The following is an 18,729-nucleotide window of genomic DNA, read 5'->3' on the forward strand; positions in this document are numbered from 1 at the left end:
TTTACTGAAAGAAAGGTGTTTTAATGGATTGGAATGAACTAAAAACTGTGGGCCATGCCTGCTACAACTGTGTTCACCTGAAAGAGCGGAAGCGCTACTGGGTTTTCCTGCTACGCTGCCTGGGGCACAGCGGAGAAATTACCGCGCTCCAGCACTTCTTCCATAGTGACCCGGTGCGGGAAAAAGTCTTTGCCGGCATGCCCTGTCTGCTGGAACAGGCAACCCGGGCCTTTTTCTATAAGGGGGCCACGTTTACGGAACGGGCGGCGCTCATCCGCCACCATATCCTGGCCCTCCAGCAAATCGGCAAACCGGAACTGTTGACCAAAATCTACACCGACCACGGGAAAATTACCCTGTGGCAGGATACCTTCCAGGAGGAACCCCTGACCCTGGACCTGCTGTTCCACCCAGGCCAGCGGAAGGAAGGCTGCCTGTCCCTGGTGCTCCATTGGGGCGGGGTGGATTTCTACCAGATTATGTTCTGGCTGGGACCGGACCCGGCTGGGGGCAAAACCTGCGCCTTTGTAGGGGCCCTTCAGGGCACCAGCCTGGGCAACGATGCGGTCAAGGCCATGACCAAGAAGTACTTTGGCTACCGGACCAAGAACCTGATTTTCTATGGGCTGCGGACCCTGGCCAAGCTGTGGCACTGCCAGGAAATCTACGCCGTGACCAACCAGGGCTACTACGCCATGAACCACGTGCGCATGGACCGGAAGCTGAAAACCAACTTTGGGGACTTCTGGGCAGAGTGCGGCGGCAGCCCCAGCGGCGATCGCCGGTTCTACCGGATTCCCCTGGAGGAAGTGCGCCGGGATCTGTCGGAGCTGAAGCCCTCCAAGCGGGCCAACCACCGGCGGCGTTATGAAATGCTGGACGCCATGGAAGTGACGATGGCGGAGCAGCTAAAGCCCTGGCTGGCGCCCCAGACTATCGAAAAGCTCTGATTTATGGTAAAATAAAGTGTATTGCAGAAGTACTATTACCCCACGGAGGTGTCTGGATTGAAAAAAGTAATCAGTCTTGTTGTAACGGCACTCCTTTGCCTGACCTGCCTGGCCCCGGCTATGGCCGCAGATCTTGAGACCGCGAACACCGTCTCGGGCAAACTGGAGCAAGTGGAAACCTTTATGGACGGAGCGGAACAAACCGGCTCTTTGGTTTCCCGTGTGGATAAATTGGAAAAGGAACTGTACGGTCAGGAAACCAGCGGTTCCGTCATGAGCCGGGTGGACCGGCTGTACAACCGGGTGGAAGGGGACCCCAACAATGGGCAGCTTTCCCTGGCCGCCGTACTGAACGTCATTGAATGGCAGTTCTCTGACCGGATGGGCACGGAAGGTGCCATCAACCGGATTGGCAATCTGGAAACCAGTATTTTTGGCACCCAGTACCCCCAGGATACGGTGCTTAGCCGGGTAGCCCGCCTGACCAAGGCCGCTTTCCCCTCTGGAAGCCTGACTTCCAGCCCTGTGGTACTGCCCAAGGATTCCCTGATTAAAGTGAAATTCATGAGCGACATCAGCAGCAAAACGGCCCAGGCCGGCGATGCTGTGGACTTTGTGGTGGACGACAACGTGTACGTGGGCGAAGCCCTGGTATTGCCCAAAGGCGCCAAAGGTGTGGGCAAAATCCAAAAAGTGGTGCAGCCCCGGATTTTTGGCCGGGATGCCCGGATTGACCTGGACTTCTCCCATGTGGTAGCCGTTAACGGGGAAGCCGTTCCCGTTACGGTCGGTGATCTGGCCAAACAGCAGGCCAAAACCGCAGCCGGTGCAGCCGGTGCTTCTATTGGAGGCATGGTCCTCTTTGGACCGGTGGGCATTGTAGGCGGCGCTTTTGTGAAGGGTTCCTCCGTGACCATTCCTGCGGGTTCCAATACCTACGTCCAGGTAGAACAGGACACCACCATTAATGGCGTGATTTTGGCCGGCAATACGGCCAGTGGCCAGCAGCTGACCACCGCTGCGGAAAATCCGGAAGCTACCAGCACCCTGGTAAAACCGGGTACGGCTGCCCAGCCGGCTGCTAAGGCAGAAGCCCAAACGGAACCGGCTGCTGAACCAGCCGCTGAACCAGCCGCAGAACCGGCTGCAGAACCCGCTGCTGAAACCCAGCCTGCTGCTACGGCCCCGGCTGCCAGCACCACTACTGCGGCAACAGCCCAGACTCCGGCTCAAACTCCGGCTCCTAGCCAGGATGCTTCCCTGGATGAACCCATGGAAGATGTTCAAATCGGTTCCGTAAATACCAGCGGCACCGGCGACAAGGCCGACGCTGAAACGGAAGCCGCTTTGGCTGCTGCCCGGAAGCAGGAAGCTGCCAGCCAAACCGGCACTGACACGGACGACGGCAGTGCCTATACCCCGGCAACCCTGTAAGGCACTTTGTACAAGGCATTTGGTAAAGGTCTTTCTCTTTCCATAAAGTAGGAAAGAGAAAGACCTTTTTGTGTTATAATATAAGGGAATATGACTTTTTTCCGGTCCGGGGAGGACTGGGAAAAGTGGGCATAAAGCAGTACAGAAATCTACAATCCGGCGGAGGTACCTAACTTATGAAGAAAAAGGCATTGGCCTTAGGCATTACAATGGCATTGGCACTGCCCGGTATGGCATCGGCAGCCATTATGGATTATGGCTACGACGGGGGCAAGCTCAGTTCCAAGGACGGCCCCGGCTACCAGCCCCAGCAGACCATCGATGACGTTCAGGCAAGCGCCGCAGTGCAGGAACGTTCCCGCCGCCTGCAGGATCAGCCGGATGCCCAGACGGAAAAAGTAACCCTGGCAGGCCAGGAAACCGTAACGGAGCAAAAGGAACGGGAAGAACGGGGCGAAAAGGTGGCCAGCGAATCCACCCTGCCCATTACCATCTACGGGGATCAGGTGACCTACAACTCCGAAAGCGGGGATTTTAAGGCCACCGGCAACGTGCGCCTGTATCAGGGCAACCAGAAACTGTATACCACGGAAGCCACCGGCAACTCCAAAACCGGGGATGTGTACCTCTTGACCGGGGGCCGCATTGTGAACTCCAGCGGGGGCAGCACCAGCGTCACCAACGGCAAATGGGGCCACTACAACTTCCTGGACAAAACCGGTACCATCAAGGATATTTCCGGCACCAACGGCAAGGATATCTACCGGGCCAACATCGGGGAAGTGTACCCGGACCGGGTGGAACTTACCGATGGCGGGGAAACCACCCGCTGCCCGGCAGTCAAGCACCCGCCCTGCGTAGATGTAAAGGCCGAAAAGGTCATCATCTACCCCAAGGACAAGATTATTGCCTATAACGTAAAGGTGTATATCAAAGGCGTCCATGTGTATTCCCGGGACCGCTGGATCAACCGCTTTGGCGATGATGACCAGGGCCAGAGCCTGATTCCCCATATCGGCTACACCAAGGACCATGGCACGGAAATCCGCTACAATTTCAACGTTCCCCTCAGCGACAAGAACGTGGCCACCGCTGAACTGAAGTACTACTCCAAGATTGGCTGGCGGCCCCTGTACTACGACGTTCAGGACGAACGGAACTTCTACGTGCGCATCCAGGACGGCCATACGGAAGACTCGGACAACAACTGGATCCGAAAGAAACGGGACGTCTTGATTGGCTACAAGAGCCATAAATTCAACGACAAATGGCCGCTGAACTATTCCGCCTACTATAGCCATGGCCTGTGGAAGGACAACTGGAAGGAAAGCTGGCATACGGAATACGGGGTGTTCCTGACCCACGATCCCATCTACCTGACCCATGAAGCTAATCCCCTGTCCCTGAACCTGGGCATGGGCCACAAGTGGGTCAAAGAAAGCATCAACGACGAAACCAAAAAGACCATGCTGTATTCTGCCACCCTAGGCAAGAGCTTTAGCGGCGGCTGGAACACCTGGCTGGGCTACTACTATCAGAAGGAACACAGCTCCGTCTTCGCCTACAACGACCCGGATATGGCCAAGGAACTCCAGTGGGGCATCATCAAGCAGTTGGGGCCCAACGACCGGCTGACCTGGCTGCTCCGCTACGATGAAGGCAAGAGCCAGATTTACGAATACATCTACCGGTGGAGCCACGATTTCTGCTGCTTCCGGCTGGAACTGGAATACCGGGATAAGAAATACAATAATGACAATGAATGGAGTGTGAAATATGACCTCTTCCGTTGGTAATGCACAAGAACTGATCAGTGCCCGCTTCCTGGAACATGAGAAACTGGTCCATAAGGTCATGGGCAGCAAGCGCCTGCTCCGGAACCTGGAAGACGCAGCCGGGATGGTTTCTATGGCCCTGGCTGCCGGCGGCAAAGTGATGTTCTGCGGCAACGGCGGTTCGGCTGCGGATGCCCAGCATTGGGCTGCGGAAATTGTGGGCCGCTTCCAAAAGGAACGGCCGGGGATGGCCGCCCTGGCGCTCACTACGGATACGTCCATTTTGACGGCGGTGGGCAACGATTACGGCTACGACAAGATTTTTTCCCGGCAGGTAGAAGGCCTGGGCCGGGAAGGGGACGTGCTGGTGGGAATTTCCACCTCCGGCAACAGCAAGAATGTGCTGGAGGCCATTGCCAAGGCCCGGGAAAAGCACATGAAGGTCATTGGCTTTACCTGCAAGGACGGGGGCAAGATGGCGGAGCTCTGCGACGTGCTCCTGAATGTGCCTGCGGAAAACACCGCCCGGGGCCAGGAAATCCATGAAATCATGGGCCATATTCTCTGTGAGCTGGTGGAAAGTTATGCGTAATACCCAAAGCACCCAATTTTTGACTGAAGATATCCAGAAACTGAAAATCGCCGTTTTGGGCGATGTGATGCTGGACCAATATATTTATGGAGAAGTGAAGCGCATTTCCCCGGAAGCGCCCGTGCCCGTGAACCGGGTGCGGAAAATGGAAGCCGTTTTGGGGGGCGCCGGCAACGTGGCCGCCAACCTGGCGGGCCTGGGGGTCCAGGTCTATATGGCCGGGGTCACCGGCGCCGACAGCCACCGGAAAGAGCTGGAGAAGAAGCTGGCTCAGGCGGGCATCGACTACGGCGGGCTTTTGCCCATGCCGGAACGGAAAACTATTACCAAACTGCGGATCATCGGAGCCCGGCAGCAGATGCTGCGGCTGGACTTTGAGGAGCCCGGAGACCTGGTGCCGGAAGAGGAGCGGCTGCTGCTGGAATGGCTGACCCAGAAGCTCCAGGAAGGCCTGAACGGGGTGATTCTCTCCGACTACGCCAAGGGCGTGTGCTCCGACCATTTCTGCCGCCAGGTCATCGATACGGCCCATGTGTTCCAGGTGCCCGTGCTGGTGGACCCCAAAGGCTCCGACTGGCATAAGTACACCGGCTGCGACTTCATTACCCCCAACGTAAAGGAAATGTGCGAAGCTGCCGGGGAAGTGGTGCCCAACGAAACAGAACCCCTGGTCCGGCTGGCCGCCAAGGCCCGGGACCAGTTCCAAATCAGCAATGTGGTGGTGACCCGCTCGGAAAAGGGCGTGTCCCTGATCAATAAAAACGAAGTGATTACCGAAGCCGCTACGGCCCGGGACGTGTTTGATGTGTCTGGGGCCGGGGATACGGTGGCGGCGGTGCTGCTGGCTGCAGCGGCGGGTAAGCTGCCTCTGGCAGAAGCCCTGAACCTGTCCAACAAGGCAGCCGGCATTGTGGTATCCAAGGTGGGCACCTATCCGGTGCACCGGGAAGAGCTGCTGAAGGAAGTCCTTGCCTGTGAAGAACGGGAAGGCCAGGATTACCGGCCGTTAAGCTGGGACGAAATCGAAAGCCTGGCCCGGACCTGGAAGACCGCCGGGGAAACCGTGGTCTTTACCAACGGGTGCTTTGATATCCTCCATGCAGGTCATGTCCAGTACCTGGAGCAGGCCGCTCAGCTGGGCCGTCACCTGATTGTAGGGGTGAACACCGACGACTCGGTGAAGCGGCTCAAGGGAGAAACCCGGCCTCTCAACAAGGAAAATGACCGGGCTCGGCTTCTGGCAGCCCTTGCCTGCGTGGATGCCGTAGTATTTTTCAGCGAAGATACGCCTACCAACTTGATTGCCCGGATTCGGCCGGACATTCTGGTCAAAGGCGGCGACTATACACCGGAACAGGTGGCCGGGCGGGAATACGCCGGCCAGGTCCGGATCCTTCCCTTTAAGGAAGGCTATTCCACCACGGGGGTAATTGCCAAGATTGCCGCCCTGGTGAAGGAGGGTAAAATATGATTATTGTGACCGGCGGTGCCGGCTTTATCGGCAGCAACATTGTAAAAGGCTTGAACGACCTGGGCCGGGACGACATCTTGGTGGTGGACAACCTGACCAACATGGTGAAGTTCAAGAACATCCAGGGCCTGAAGGTCATGGATTATCTGGACAAAATCGATTTCCTGCAAAAAATCAAAGCAGGGGAATTCAACCATACGCCCATTGACGTGATTTTCCATGAAGGGGCCTGCTCCGATACCATGGAATATAACGGCAAATACATGATGGAAAACAACTTTGAGTACACCAAGACCCTGATGCACTTTGCCCTGGACCGGAAAATCCAGTTCCTGTACGCTTCTTCCGCTTCCACCTACGGCAGCGGCAAAAACGGGTTCCGGGAGGAACCGGCCTGCGAAGAAGCCCTGAACGTGTATGCCTTCTCCAAGCTGTTCTTCGACAACTATGCCCGTCGCTACTTTGACAAGGCGGACAGCCAGATTGCCGGCTTCCGTTATTTCAACGTGTACGGACCTCAGGAAAACCACAAGGGCAAGATGGCTTCCCTGGTACGCCAAATGTTCCTGGAATGGAAGCAGGACCACAAGGTGAAGCTGTTTGGCAGCTACGACGGCTACGGCCCCGGTGAGCAGACCCGGGACTTTGTGTACGTAAAAGACGTGGTGAAGGTGCTATTCTATTTCTGGCAGCATCCGGAACTGAAGGGCGTGTACAACCTGGGTACGGGCCATGCCCATACCTTTAACGATATGGCCCATGCCGTACTGGAATTCTTCGGCAGCGGCGAGCTGGAATACATTCCGTTCCCCGAAGGCCTGAAGGGCAAATACCAGAGCTACACCCAGGCCGACGACACCCGCCTTTTGGCGGCCGGCTACGATGGCGGCTTTACGGACTTCAACACTGCCGTAAAGGAATACTGCCAGCTGCTGGAAGAATCGGATGGGTATTATAAGGCATGAGTACGGAACTGGAAAAAGCAGTGTTCTTTGACCGGGACGGAGTCCTGGACGTGGACAAGGGCTATATCTACCGGCCGGAAGAGCTGGAATGGGTGGAGGGGGCACGGGAAGCCGTGGCCTTGCTCCGCAGCCTGGGGTACGCCATCTACGTGGTGACCAACCAAAGCGGCATTGCCCGGGGCTTTTATACCAAGGAGCAGATGGACCAGTTCCATGCCCATATGAACGCGGAACTGGCCAAGGCCGGTGGGAAAATCGACGGCTTCTACCACTGTCCCCATCATCCCACCAAAGGGGTGATTCCGGAGCTGACCGTGGCCTGCGGCTGTAGGAAGCCCGAACCGGGTATGCTGCTCCAGGCCATGGAAGAGCATCCCATTGACCGGCACGCCTCCTTTTTGATCGGGGACAAGGCCTCCGATGTGGAAGCGGCCCTGGCGGCGGGAGTGCCCGGCTACCGGTTTACCGGGAAAAATCTGCTGACCTTTGTCCGGCTGGTGCTGCGCAGACAGAAGGTGCACTGTGACTGTTAAAGACTATAAAAATATTTTGATCATCAAAATGAGCTCCCTGGGGGACGTAATCCATGCCCTGCCCTTTGCGGCGGCCCTGCGGTCTGCGTACCCCGAGGCCAAGATTACCTGGCTGGTCCACCCCCAGTTCGGAGCCTTTATCCCAGAACCGCCTGTCATTGACGAGATTCTCTACTTTGACAAGGCGGCTTTTGGCCGTATGAGCTGGCACGCCAAATGGCAGTGCCTGAAGGAAACCCGGGCCATGCTCCAGGCCAGGCATTTTGACCTGGTGATTGACCTTCAGGGCCTGTTTAAAAGCGCCGTGATGGCATACCTGACCGGGGCCCCGGAAAAAATCGGCTACTGCGAAATGCGCGAAGGCAGCGGCCTGGTGTCCCGGGCCATTACCGGGCCCCATGCCCACGACCACGTGATTGAGCGGTACCTGGACGTAGCCCGGTACCTGGGAGCCAAGGTGGACCAGGTCCGCTATCCCATGCCGGAACTCAAGGAAGAATGCCTGCTGATGCGGAACCGGCTGATCCGGGCCGGTGTCCGGGCGGAAACCCAGCTGCCCTATGTGGTGCTGGTGCCTGGTGCCCGCTGGGTCACCAAACGCTGGCCGGCGGAATCCTACGGGAAGCTGGCCCAGCTGTTTATGGACCACGGCTATTGGGTGGTGCTGGCCGGCGGCCAGGGAGATGCAGCCCTGGGAGAACGGATCCAGGAAGAAACCCGCTATAACCCCAAGGTCATCAATCTGATTGGCAGTACGGGCCTTCGGGAGCTGGGAGCCCTGATCAAGGGCGCCCTGTTCTACATGAGCGGGGATACGGGGCCTCTGCACATTGCTGCCGCCTACGGAAAAAAACTGGTGGCAGTCTACGGACCTACCCGGCCGGACCGGACGGGCCCCTATGGGGACCCGGACGCCACAGTGCTGGTCAGCCCGGTTTCCTGTGCCGGCTGCCTGAAAAAGCAGTGCAATCATTGGGAATGCATGGCGGCCGTTACGCCGGAGCAGGTGTATGCCCTGTTTGAAGACAAGCTGAAGGGAGGAGACCATGGAACTCGCCAATAAAAAAATTATCGTGACCTTCCTGATGCACCTGGGAGACCTGGTGCTGACCACGCCCTTCCTCCATGCCCTGCGGCAGGCCGCTCCCGGAGCGGAAATCACCTACCTGGTGGACCAGAAGCTGCGGGAAGTGGTGGACCATAACCCCAATATCGACCAGGTCTGGACCATCGACAAAAAAGGGAAGGACGACCATTTGTCCGCCCTGTGGGCCATGAGCAGAAAAATCTCGGCCGCCCACTTCGATATCCTGATCAACCTGCACCCCAACGAGCGGTGCTCCTTTATTGATGCCATGGCGTCGGTGCCGGTGAAGGTGGGGGCCTCCCACTTTTTGTTCCGGCCCTTCTTTCACCCCTATCTGAAGCTGAACCGGACCCTCCACGCCGCAGATATGTATCTGGACGTGCTGACCCGGCTGGGGGTGAAACCCCTGGTCCATAACGGCCTGGAAGTCTTCCCCGGTCCGGAGCAGCAGGCCAGGGCGGCAGAGTTTTGGGACCAGCAGGACCTGAAGCCGAAAGAAAAGGTAGTGGGCTTTAACATCGGCAGCGCCGTGGTCACCAAACGCTGGGCACCGGAACGGTTTGCCCAGGTGGCGGATACCCTGGCCCAGGAAGGGTACCGGACGGTATTCTTCGGCGGCCCCATGGACGAAACCATGGTCCAGGAAGCCATTTCCTTTATGCACAGCCGCCCCATGGTGGCGACGGGGAAATTCTCCCTGGGAGCCCTGGCCGCAGCCATGAGCCGGTGCAGCCTGATCATCACCAACGACAGCGGCCCCATGCACGTGGCCATCAGCCAAAAGGTGCCCATTGTGGCCATGTACGGCCCCAGCCACCCGGAACTGTACGGCCCCTATACGGATAAGGCCACCATCGTCCGGGCCATCCCGCCCTGCGACGGGTGCCGGAACGGCATGAAACACCACTGCGACGATATGCGCTGTATGCGGGATTTGACCGTGCAGCAGGTGCTCCAGGCGGCCCATCACTGGCTGGACGAAAAAAAATAGGGAAAAAACCAAAAAAGTTGAAAAAAGTACTTGCAAAATCCTTTGAAATCGTGTAAGATATCAAAGTAATCGGTTGAGACAACCGGTTGCAGGACGTGGTCCGCTAGCTCAGCTGGTAGAGCACCTGACTCTTAATCAGGGTGTCCAGAGTTCGATCCTCTGGCGGATCACCACTTTTTTTTGGCCGGATGGTCAAGCGGTTAAGACACCGCCCTTTCACGGCGGTATCGGGGGTTCGATTCCCCCTCCGGTCACCATCACGGGCGATTAGCTCAGCTGGGAGAGCGTCTGCCTTACAAGCAGAATGTCGGCAGTTCGATCCTGTCATCGCCCACCACAAAAGAAGACGATATACGCGCAACGCTGTATCGTCTTTTTTATTTACCTAAAAAAGTATTTAATAAATTTACAAGAAATATCCTAAGGACATGGAAATTTTCCATGTCCTTTTTGACGTTCTGGTGTGCCCTTAAAAGGCGTTTGAACGGTCGCAGCTGGACCCTAAGTAAATTTGTACTAACGGAGGTAAAAGAAGCCGCTAGAAGGAAATGTGGGGCTGCTGCAGCACTCCTTTCTGGCGGCTGTATAGAGACAGAAAGATTTAGGATTCTGGTGCTGAGAGGCTAATGGACAAAAAAGGGGCAGAGTCATTTTCAATCTATACCGTTTGAAGCTAAGCAAATCCCAGCAGCTGAAACATTAAGTAAAAATGCAGGAAAACTGATGGGGAAATAGTATATGCTTTATGATAAGATAATAATATTAATAAATCACTTGGCTGCTAGTGTAAATAAGCACCTGTGGATTAGATTCTGCAAAGTGAAGAAAAGATTGCTTTTATAAGGGGAATACAACACCCCATCAAACCAACAAAATGCATCTAGCTAGGACCAATGTAGAAGTACTGAGCTGATTTGTATTGCAAAACTTGGATCACCCTGACGTAATAGACAAAATTTTGGTTTTCTTTTAATGTTAAGCAGATGTAATTTAAGAGGGAGTATTTTTCTACATAGTCTATGCTACAATAGATTTAAACTTAGAACTGGAAAGAACAAAGAAAATCTACATGTAATCCTTAGGGTTTGTATCGGCTAGATGGCTATATTTCTGCCAACCTGGCACAAAAATCTACCGGTTTTTCGGAAGCCGACTTAAAGCTGCTTTGGGACGCTTTGGTCAATTTGTTTGAAAATGACCATTCTGCTGCCAGAGGCAATATGGCTGTGCAGAAATTGTATGTATTCAAGCATGATTCTGTGATGGGTAATGTACAAGCCTATAAACTGTTTAACTGTGTGCAGGTAGAAAAGAAGGATGCCCAGAAAGTTGCACGCGCGTTTGAAGATTATGCTGTAATAGTAGATACCGCAGCTTGGCCGGCAGGGGTACACTGTACGGAAATGGTTGAGCAAGAAAAAGTAAAAGCATAAATCGACACATCACCATACGTGATAAAATGGCATATAATAAAAATAGATATCTCTTATTGTCAGGAATTCGGCACTTTGCATTTTGCAGGCGACAATGGGCACTTATCCATATTGGAATTAAGGCTGGATATAATCCAGTTGGAAAATTAATCCGGTTATGCGAACCAAAAGCTCCCATAAGTTTTAATAATGATTTTGCGTGCTCCAAAGGACTTGCTTTATGAGATTCGCAAAATTGTAGGTTGAATCCCGCAGGGATTCAGTGTTTTTTTGTTTGACAGTCGCTCCCCGCAAGGGGAGCGTGGATTGAAATTCCAATGCCTTTAAACAAAGGGAAAAATCAACGCGTCGCTCCCCGCAAGGGGAGCGTGGATTGAAATCCGTCGCCTGGGCGAAATCGTAGAACGCTACGCGTCGCTCCCCGCAAGGGGAGCGTGGATTGAAATTATTTGGCAAAGGTGGGTGGTTAAAATGCACGAAGTCGCTCCCCGCAAGGGGAGCGTGGATTGAAATATAATGCTCTACAGGAAAGAGGTTATAAATGTATGTCGCTCCCCGCAAGGGGAGCGTGGATTGAAATAATGTCCATAAAGCAACACCAGCACCAACCAATAAGTCGCTCCCCGCAAGGGGAGCGTGGATTGAAATTGTTGAGGATGCAAAGACTGCCAGAGGACAGAAGGTCGCTCCCCGCAAGGGGAGCGTGGATTGAAATCTTACGAGTGCTGGTATGACCATTGAATCTTACACGTCGCTCCCCGCAAGGGGAGCGTGGATTGAAATCTCATATAATAGACCATAATCAGGGTCTAGCCACTTGTCGCTCCCCGCAAGGGGAGCGTGGATTGAAATCTGTACCTGAGAGGTATCCTTTTGACTCTCCGCTTGTCGCTCCCCGCAAGGGGAGCGTGGATTGAAATTTCCATTGGGCATCTTCAGCCTACCCTGATGCCGTCGCTCCCCGCAAGGGGAGCGTGGATTGAAATTTTCATAATTATTGAATCTTTTTGCAGTCCTTAGTCGCTCCCCGCAAGGGGAGCGTGGATTGAAATATGTGAAACTCTAATTGCTAAAAGGTCTATGGAGTCGCTCCCCGCAAGGGGAGCGTGGATTGAAATCTGCAGGTACTGTGATAACAACAACAGCAAAGGCAGTCGCTCCCCGCAAGGGGAGCGTGGATTGAAATCGTCACAGCTGGGTCAATGGGACCATAAGTGCTGTCGCTCCCCGCAAGGGGAGCGTGGATTGAAATAACATCCCGCCCAGCCAGTTGAACAACGGCTTGGTCGCTCCCCGCAAGGGGAGCGTGGATTGAAATCTCTTGACCTGGCAAAAGGAACGCTAGCGAATGGTCGCTCCCCGCAAGGGGAGCGTGGATTGAAATTAATAATTCCCATTTGTCGACGACTTCGCAAGGGTCGCTCCCCGCAAGGGGAGCGTGGATTGAAATAGGGATTGTCTTTCGTGCCCACTTAAAGCCATTCGTCGCTCCCCGCAAGGGGAGCGTGGATTGAAATATGGGCCATTGAGCCTACTAGTAGGGAAATGGAAGTCGCTCCCCGCAAGGGGAGCGTGGATTGAAATGATGACCATTAGATGCCACTAAGGACTCATGAAGTCGCTCCCCGCAAGGGGAGCGTGGATTGAAATACCATTGTATCTAAGGTACTGCGCAATGATATTGCGTCGCTCCCCGCAAGGGGAGCGTGGATTGAAATAACAAGACGTGGGAACTGACCAACAAGGTAGAAGTCGCTCCCCGCAAGGGGAGCGTGGATTGAAATACGAAGGGAAACGTTGTCCCGTCTGCACCCGGAAGTCGCTCCCCGCAAGGGGAGCGTGGATTGAAATTGGATAAGCTGGATGTGCATGGTAAGGAAGTAGGTCGCTCCCCGCAAGGGGAGCGTGGATTGAAATCAGGAAAATGTCGCTACAGTCCGTTTGGCACTCAGTCGCTCCCCGCAAGGGGAGCGTGGATTGAAATGAAAGATACCGTCCTTACAAGATACCGGTTACAGGCCGTCGCTCCCCGCAAGGGGAGCGTGGATTGAAATGCCAGGGGTGAGCATAGCTTTCAGCAGGGCTTCGTCGCTCCCCGCAAGGGGAGCGTGGATTGAAATGCCATCTCTCTACCCTCCATTCTCGGCCTTTCGGTCGCTCCCCGCAAGGGGAGCGTGGATTGAAATAGTGAATACATACCATAGAGGAAATGAGTATAAAAGTCGCTCCCCGCAAGGGGAGCGTGGATTGAAATAGTTTGAAAAGAAGGGTGAAGATGGTGCTACTGGTGTCGCTCCCCGCAAGGGGAGCGTGGATTGAAATTTGCTCTTGCTCTTCAGGTAATTCTGCTGTACAGTCGCTCCCCGCAAGGGGAGCGTGGATTGAAATACAAGAGGCGTTGATGACAAAACCGCTAGCAAGGTCGCTCCCCGCAAGGGGAGCGTGGATTGAAATCGGAAGCCTCCTTTCGCGCATTACCACAATACGCGGGTCGCTCCCCGCAAGGGGAGCGTGGATTGAAATTCTGGCACTCGCACTTACTAACCATGTAGCAAATGTCGCTCCCCGCAAGGGGAGCGTGGATTGAAATGGTGACGACGAAGGGGTTAGAACAGTTGGTTGGGTCGCTCCCCGCAAGGGGAGCGTGGATTGAAATACCGCAAAGAATGGACAGAAGGAAGCGGACTTTATCGTCGCTCCCCGCAAGGGGAGCGTGGATTGAAATACCCTGGTGAACAGCACTGCAAGCTATGCGCTTGGTCGCTCCCCGCAAGGGGAGCGTGGATTGAAATACAGGGATCTTGTCGCCTTCAGTCGTCCAGGTGTCGCTCCCCGCAAGGGGAGCGTGGATTGAAATACCCTGGTGAACAGCACTGCAAGCTATGCGCTTGGTCGCTCCCCGCAAGGGGAGCGTGGATTGAAATACAGGGATCTTGTCGCCTTCAGTCGTCCAGGTGTCGCTCCCCGCAAGGGGAGCGTGGATTGAAATACCCTGGTGAACAGCACTGCAAGCTATGCGCTTGGTCGCTCCCCGCAAGGGGAGCGTGGATTGAAATACAGGGATCTTGTCGCCTTCAGTCGTCCAGGTGTCGCTCCCCGCAAGGGGAGCGTGGATTGAAATATCGGTCCAGAGTACGGTCGGAGAGTCGAAAAGTAGTCGCTCCCCGCAAGGGGAGCGTGGATTGAAATATCCAGGGCATCCGTTAGCTGGTTGTATTTCAGAGTCGCTCCCCGCAAGGGGAGCGTGGATTGAAATTCGGAACGCTCTTACCCAGCGGAGTGATTTCCCGGGTCGCTCCCCGCAAGGGGAGCGTGGATTGAAATAGCAGGTCGAACACCTTGCGGATTGTGGCCTGCTGTCGCTCCCCGCAAGGGGAGCGTGGATTGAAATCAGATCACATTGCCTTTGTAATTAATATAGGCAAGTCGCTCCCCGCAAGGGGAGCGTGGATTGAAATGACCGTTGTTTCCACTTCCCATCCTGTTTGAAGCGTCGCTCCCCGCAAGGGGAGCGTGGATTGAAATCTACAGGGCCGAGATCCCGGCACTGGTCAAGGCGTCGCTCCCCGCAAGGGGAGCGTGGATTGAAATTCTAAAAATTAGTGATAGTGCATTGATAAGAGCGTCGCTCCCCGCAAGGGGAGCGTGGATTGAAATAGTACCTCTATAGCCATCTTCATATCTTCTTCCACGTCGCTCCCCGCAAGGGGAGCGTGGATTGAAATTAACTCCCAGCACGTATATGGGAAGGCCGCTGAGTCGCTCCCCGCAAGGGGAGCGTGGATTGAAATTTCGATGAGCTTGTTTCGTTCAGCTCCGATCCCGAGTCGCTCCCCGCAAGGGGAGCGTGGATTGAAATTAAAGATAGAGCTGATGCTAATGCTATCTTTATGTCGCTCCCCGCAAGGGGAGCGTGGATTGAAATTTACAAGAAAGACTTAGGGGGCCTTGATAACTGGGTCGCTCCCCGCAAGGGGAGCGTGGATTGAAATTAGGAGCCATTTCAATTTCATCAAGGACACCAGTGTCGCTCCCCGCAAGGGGAGCGTGGATTGAAATAGGCTGTCCTCCGGTATCCAGTACATCTGGTGGGTCGCTCCCCGCAAGGGGAGCGTGGATTGAAATAAAATGAGCTGGCGGCTGAAAGGGCAAAGAACCAGGTCGCTCCCCGCAAGGGGAGCGTGGATTGAAATACTGCATCGATTACGATGGAAACAACCATTCCTTGTCGCTCCCCGCAAGGGGAGCGTGGATTGAAATCACGACGGCAAAGGTTATGCAGACATTGTGTTTGAGTCGCTCCCCGCAAGGGGAGCGTGGATTGAAATACGAAAGCCGCCTTTTCCACCGACCGGCTGGGGTCGCTCCCCGCAAGGGGAGCGTGGATTGAAATGTTCTTCGTTCACCAAAAATCACCTCTTTACAGGCGTCGCTCCCCGCAAGGGGAGCGTGGATTGAAATAAGAAAGCGTATAAATACACTATCGGTCTGGATGTCGCTCCCCGCAAGGGGAGCGTGGATTGAAATATTTAGATCGCCCCTTCCATCTGGTTGATGCCGTGTCGCTCCCCGCAAGGGGAGCGTGGATTGAAATCACCAGCTGGTGAAGGCTTTGACAGCCTGAGCGGTCGCTCCCCGCAAGGGGAGCGTGGATTGAAATCGGGAGAAATGTCCCCCATGAAAACCTACCTCCAGTCGCTCCCCGCAAGGGGAGCGTGGATTGAAATGTCCTCAGTAGGATTGTCAGGAAGAGTCATTGGGGGTCGCTCCCCGCAAGGGGAGCGTGGATTGAAATCTGAGCTCTTCTTGGTCTTCCTCAAGCTGCTCAGTCGCTCCCCGCAAGGGGAGCGTGGATTGAAATTAACCAATATTTGCAGGAATTGCGATCCATCCTGGTCGCTCCCCGCAAGGGGAGCGTGGATTGAAATGTCAGCTCTCTTGGCAAGTCCGCCTCCGGCATGGTCGCTCCCCGCAAGGGGAGCGTGGATTGAAATCGGAAGGGTATCATGCTGATGTCAGAATGAGAAGGTCGCTCCCCGCAAGGGGAGCGTGGATTGAAATCGAGAATCAAGGACTTAGAGGATTACAACAACGAGTCGCTCCCCGCAAGGGGAGCGTGGATTGAAATCCGTGGTTGTTGGGACTGTTGTTGGCATCCCGAAGTCGCTCCCCGCAAGGGGAGCGTGGATTGAAATGCAGATGGTTTGTGGATGGTGGCGTGTTAATCGTGTCGCTCCCCGCAAGGGGAGCGTGGATTGAAATTCAGAAGCTTATGGTCGCCTGCAAGTACCCCAATGTCGCTCCCCGCAAGGGGAGCGTGGATTGAAATCTTTGCCGCACATATGTGGCAGAGGACTGCTTGAGTCGCTCCCCGCAAGGGGAGCGTGGATTGAAATTCGATGCCTCTATAGGTATGGTGTTCTCTCATGGTCGCTCCCCGCAAGGGGAGCGTGGATTGAAATATCTCACCACATCCATTTTAAAACTGGAGGAATTGGTCGCTCCCCGCAAGGGGAGCGTGGATTGAAATAAGATTTCCTTTACGGACAAGGCAACCGTGGAGGTCGCTCCCCGCAAGGGGAGCGTGGATTGAAATCGCTGGATGACGACCGGGTCTATCTGTGGAGCAGTCGCTCCCCGCAAGGGGAGCGTGGATTGAAATACGGCGTGTTAGACGGTTGACTGCCTATAGGCTCGTCGCTCCCCGCAAGGGGAGCGTGGATTGAAATTGGAAACGGAAAACCCCGCTGATGCACGTTCTATGTCGCTCCCCGCAAGGGGAGCGTGGATTGAAATATCTGTATATTTTTTGGTTACATATGGTTGCCTGTCGCTCCCCGCAAGGGGAGCGTGGATTGAAATCCAAAGACATATCACCAGCATATGCTCCGACTGGTCGCTCCCCGCAAGGGGAGCGTGGATTGAAATGGCGATGTACATAGCGGATATATCGCCCGGCGTGGGTCGCTCCCCGCAAGGGGAGCGTGGATTGAAATTGTGGCACCAATCGTACCAGCATCGACGAACCAAGTCGCTCCCCGCAAGGGGAGCGTGGATTGAAATACCGCTCACGAGCATAAAGAGACACAACGGACCGGTCGCTCCCCGCAAGGGGAGCGTGGATTGAAATCGCGGGCGGCTGCATGATAAGCGGCGTATCCGTGGTCGCTCCCCGCAAGGGGAGCGTGGATTGAAATTTATTGACGAGGAAAGGTACGATTGCCACCACGGTCGCTCCCCGCAAGGGGAGCGTGGATTGAAATATCCAGATAATCAAAGCCGCTCTGGTTGGTGAGGTCGCTCCCCGCAAGGGGAGCGTGGATTGAAATTACACCAAGGAGCGAGCGGTCAAGCTGGCCGAGGGTCGCTCCCCGCAAGGGGAGCGTGGATTGAAATGCCTAAATCGCTGACATTCTTCCCCGCTTTGGAGTCGCTCCCCGCAAGGGGAGCGTGGATTGAAATCGGAAGGAATGGGCGTTCCCGGATATATTTATAGTCGCTCCCCGCAAGGGGAGCGTGGATTGAAATCCGACTACCTCAGCCGTCTTGTTCCAGGCCACAAGTCGCTCCCCGCAAGGGGAGCGTGGATTGAAATACGAAAGTATGCCATTGCATAGCCGCTTACCGCCCGTCGCTCCCCGCAAGGGGAGCGTGGATTGAAATTTATTGACGAGGAAAGGTACGATTGCCACCACGGTCGCTCCCCGCAAGGGGAGCGTGGATTGAAATATCCAGATAATCAAAGCCGCTCTGGTTGGTGAGGTCGCTCCCCGCAAGGGGAGCGTGGATTGAAATTACACCAAGGAGCGAGCGGTCAAGCTGGCCGAGGGTCGCTCCCCGCAAGGGGAGCGTGGATTGAAATGCCTAAATCGCTGACATTCTTCCCCGCTTTGGAGTCGCTCCCCGCAAGGGGAGCGTGGATTGAAATCGGAAGGAATGGGCGTTCCCGGATATATTTATAGTCGCTCCCCGCAAGGGGAGCGTGGATTGAAATCCGACTACCTCAGCCGTCTTGTTCCAGGCCACAAGTCGCTCCCCGCAAGGGGAGCGTGGATTGAAATACGAAAGTATGCCATTGCATAGCCGCTTACCGCCCGTCGCTCCCCGCAAGGGGAGCGTGGATTGAAATTTGTTGACGAGGAAAGGTACGATTGCCACCACGGTCGCTCCCCGCAAGGGGAGCGTGGATTGAAATATCCAGATAATCAAAGCCGCTCTGGTTGGTGAGGTCGCTCCCCGCAAGGGGAGCGTGGATTGAAATTACACCAAGGAGCGAGCGGTCAAGCTGGCCGAGGGTCGCTCCCCGCAAGGGGAGCGTGGATTGAAATGCCTAAATCGCTGACATTCTTCCCCGCTTTGGAGTCGCTCCCCGCAAGGGGAGCGTGGATTGAAATTAGTCTTACAGGGCTTAAAGCCTTGCACCCCATGGTCGCTCCCCGCAAGGGGAGCGTGGATTGAAATTGGTACATCCGCAGGAATGTATCCCGTACCCGTGGTC

Annotated in this window: 10 protein-coding genes, 3 tRNA genes, 1 pseudogene and 1 CRISPR repeat array (1 of these 15 cut by a window edge); all 14 genes and pseudogenes read left to right on the forward strand. The window is 55.1% G+C overall.

Annotated elements, in window-relative coordinates; translation table 11 throughout:
- Positions 1 to 23 precede the first annotated feature (23 nt).
- Positions 24 to 950 carry a VirK/YbjX family protein gene (locus tag C7E10_RS09410; protein WP_105327031.1) on the forward strand — a complete coding sequence of 309 codons (927 nt, stop codon included), beginning with the start codon at positions 24 to 26 and terminating at the stop codon, positions 948 to 950.
- 48 nt (positions 951 to 998) lie between these two features.
- Positions 999 to 2,384: a hypothetical protein gene (locus C7E10_RS09415; RefSeq protein WP_231086396.1), complete on the forward strand. Its 1,386-nt coding sequence runs from the start codon at positions 999 to 1,001 to the stop codon at positions 2,382 to 2,384.
- Between the two features lie 176 nt (positions 2,385 to 2,560).
- Positions 2,561 to 4,180 (forward strand): LPS-assembly protein LptD, encoded by a 1,620-nt coding sequence (locus C7E10_RS09420; protein WP_105327033.1) that lies wholly within the window; start codon positions 2,561 to 2,563, stop codon positions 4,178 to 4,180.
- Complete coding sequence (gene gmhA / locus C7E10_RS09425; RefSeq protein WP_105327034.1) at positions 4,161 to 4,751, forward strand: D-sedoheptulose 7-phosphate isomerase; 591 nt, start codon at positions 4,161 to 4,163, stop codon at positions 4,749 to 4,751. The genes C7E10_RS09420 and gmhA overlap by 20 nt, the downstream gene beginning before the upstream one ends.
- Positions 4,744 to 6,222 carry a D-glycero-beta-D-manno-heptose-7-phosphate kinase gene (gene rfaE1, locus C7E10_RS09430; RefSeq protein ID WP_105327035.1) on the forward strand — a complete coding sequence of 493 codons (1,479 nt, stop codon included), beginning with the start codon at positions 4,744 to 4,746 and terminating at the stop codon, positions 6,220 to 6,222. The genes gmhA and rfaE1 overlap by 8 nt, the downstream gene beginning before the upstream one ends.
- Positions 6,219 to 7,187 carry an ADP-glyceromanno-heptose 6-epimerase gene (gene rfaD, locus C7E10_RS09435; protein ID WP_105327036.1) on the forward strand — a complete coding sequence of 323 codons (969 nt, stop codon included), beginning with the start codon at positions 6,219 to 6,221 and terminating at the stop codon, positions 7,185 to 7,187. Before rfaE1 ends, rfaD begins: the two co-directional genes overlap by 4 nt.
- Positions 7,184 to 7,720: a D-glycero-alpha-D-manno-heptose-1,7-bisphosphate 7-phosphatase gene (locus tag C7E10_RS09440; RefSeq protein WP_105327037.1), complete on the forward strand. Its 537-nt coding sequence runs from the start codon at positions 7,184 to 7,186 to the stop codon at positions 7,718 to 7,720. Before rfaD ends, C7E10_RS09440 begins: the two co-directional genes overlap by 4 nt.
- Positions 7,710 to 8,783, forward strand: a complete 1,074-nt coding sequence (gene waaF / locus C7E10_RS09445; protein ID WP_231086394.1) for a lipopolysaccharide heptosyltransferase II — start codon at positions 7,710 to 7,712, stop codon at positions 8,781 to 8,783. Before C7E10_RS09440 ends, waaF begins: the two co-directional genes overlap by 11 nt.
- On the forward strand, positions 8,767 to 9,798 hold the full coding sequence (locus tag C7E10_RS09450) for a glycosyltransferase family 9 protein (RefSeq protein WP_105327038.1): 1,032 nt from the start codon (positions 8,767 to 8,769) through the stop codon (positions 9,796 to 9,798). The genes waaF and C7E10_RS09450 overlap by 17 nt, the downstream gene beginning before the upstream one ends.
- Positions 9,799 to 9,895: 97 nt before the next feature.
- Positions 9,896 to 9,971 (forward strand) — tRNA-Lys (locus C7E10_RS09455).
- A 9-nt stretch (positions 9,972 to 9,980) separates the two neighbouring features.
- Positions 9,981 to 10,055: transfer RNA gene (locus C7E10_RS09460), tRNA-Glu, on the forward strand.
- 4 nt (positions 10,056 to 10,059) lie between these two features.
- A tRNA-Val gene (locus tag C7E10_RS09465) sits at positions 10,060 to 10,135 on the forward strand.
- A 748-nt stretch (positions 10,136 to 10,883) separates the two neighbouring features.
- Positions 10,884 to 11,231 (forward strand): type I CRISPR-associated protein Cas7, encoded by a 348-nt coding sequence (locus tag C7E10_RS09470; RefSeq protein WP_105327039.1) that lies wholly within the window; start codon positions 10,884 to 10,886, stop codon positions 11,229 to 11,231.
- Positions 11,232 to 11,257: 26 nt separating this feature from the next.
- Positions 11,258 to 11,344, forward strand: a pseudogene (locus C7E10_RS12535) (CRISPR-associated protein Cas4); the annotation flags it as partial.
- 167 nt (positions 11,345 to 11,511) lie between these two features.
- Positions 11,512 to 18,729: direct repeats of the CRISPR family, unit length 33 nt; unit sequence GTCGCTCCCCGCAAGGGGAGCGTGGATTGAAAT (it continues 2,910 nt past the right edge of the window).

Origin of the sequence: Acidaminococcus hominis (genome assembly GCF_900291475.1) — a bacterium.
GTDB lineage: Bacteria > Bacillota > Negativicutes > Acidaminococcales > Acidaminococcaceae > Acidaminococcus > Acidaminococcus hominis.

Coding starts and splice junctions, on each gene's coding strand:
- rfaD (WP_105327036.1), top strand. CDS start 6,219: ATGATTATTGTGACCGGCGGTGCCGGCTTTATCGGCAGCAACATTGTA.
- rfaE1 (WP_105327035.1), top strand. CDS start 4,744: ATGCGTAATACCCAAAGCACCCAATTTTTGACTGAAGATATCCAGAAA.
- C7E10_RS09410 (WP_105327031.1), top strand. CDS start 24: ATGGATTGGAATGAACTAAAAACTGTGGGCCATGCCTGCTACAACTGT.
- gmhA (WP_105327034.1), top strand. CDS start 4,161: ATGACCTCTTCCGTTGGTAATGCACAAGAACTGATCAGTGCCCGCTTC.
- C7E10_RS09420 (WP_105327033.1), top strand. CDS start 2,561: ATGAAGAAAAAGGCATTGGCCTTAGGCATTACAATGGCATTGGCACTG.
- C7E10_RS09450 (WP_105327038.1), top strand. CDS start 8,767: ATGGAACTCGCCAATAAAAAAATTATCGTGACCTTCCTGATGCACCTG.
- C7E10_RS09440 (WP_105327037.1), top strand. CDS start 7,184: ATGAGTACGGAACTGGAAAAAGCAGTGTTCTTTGACCGGGACGGAGTC.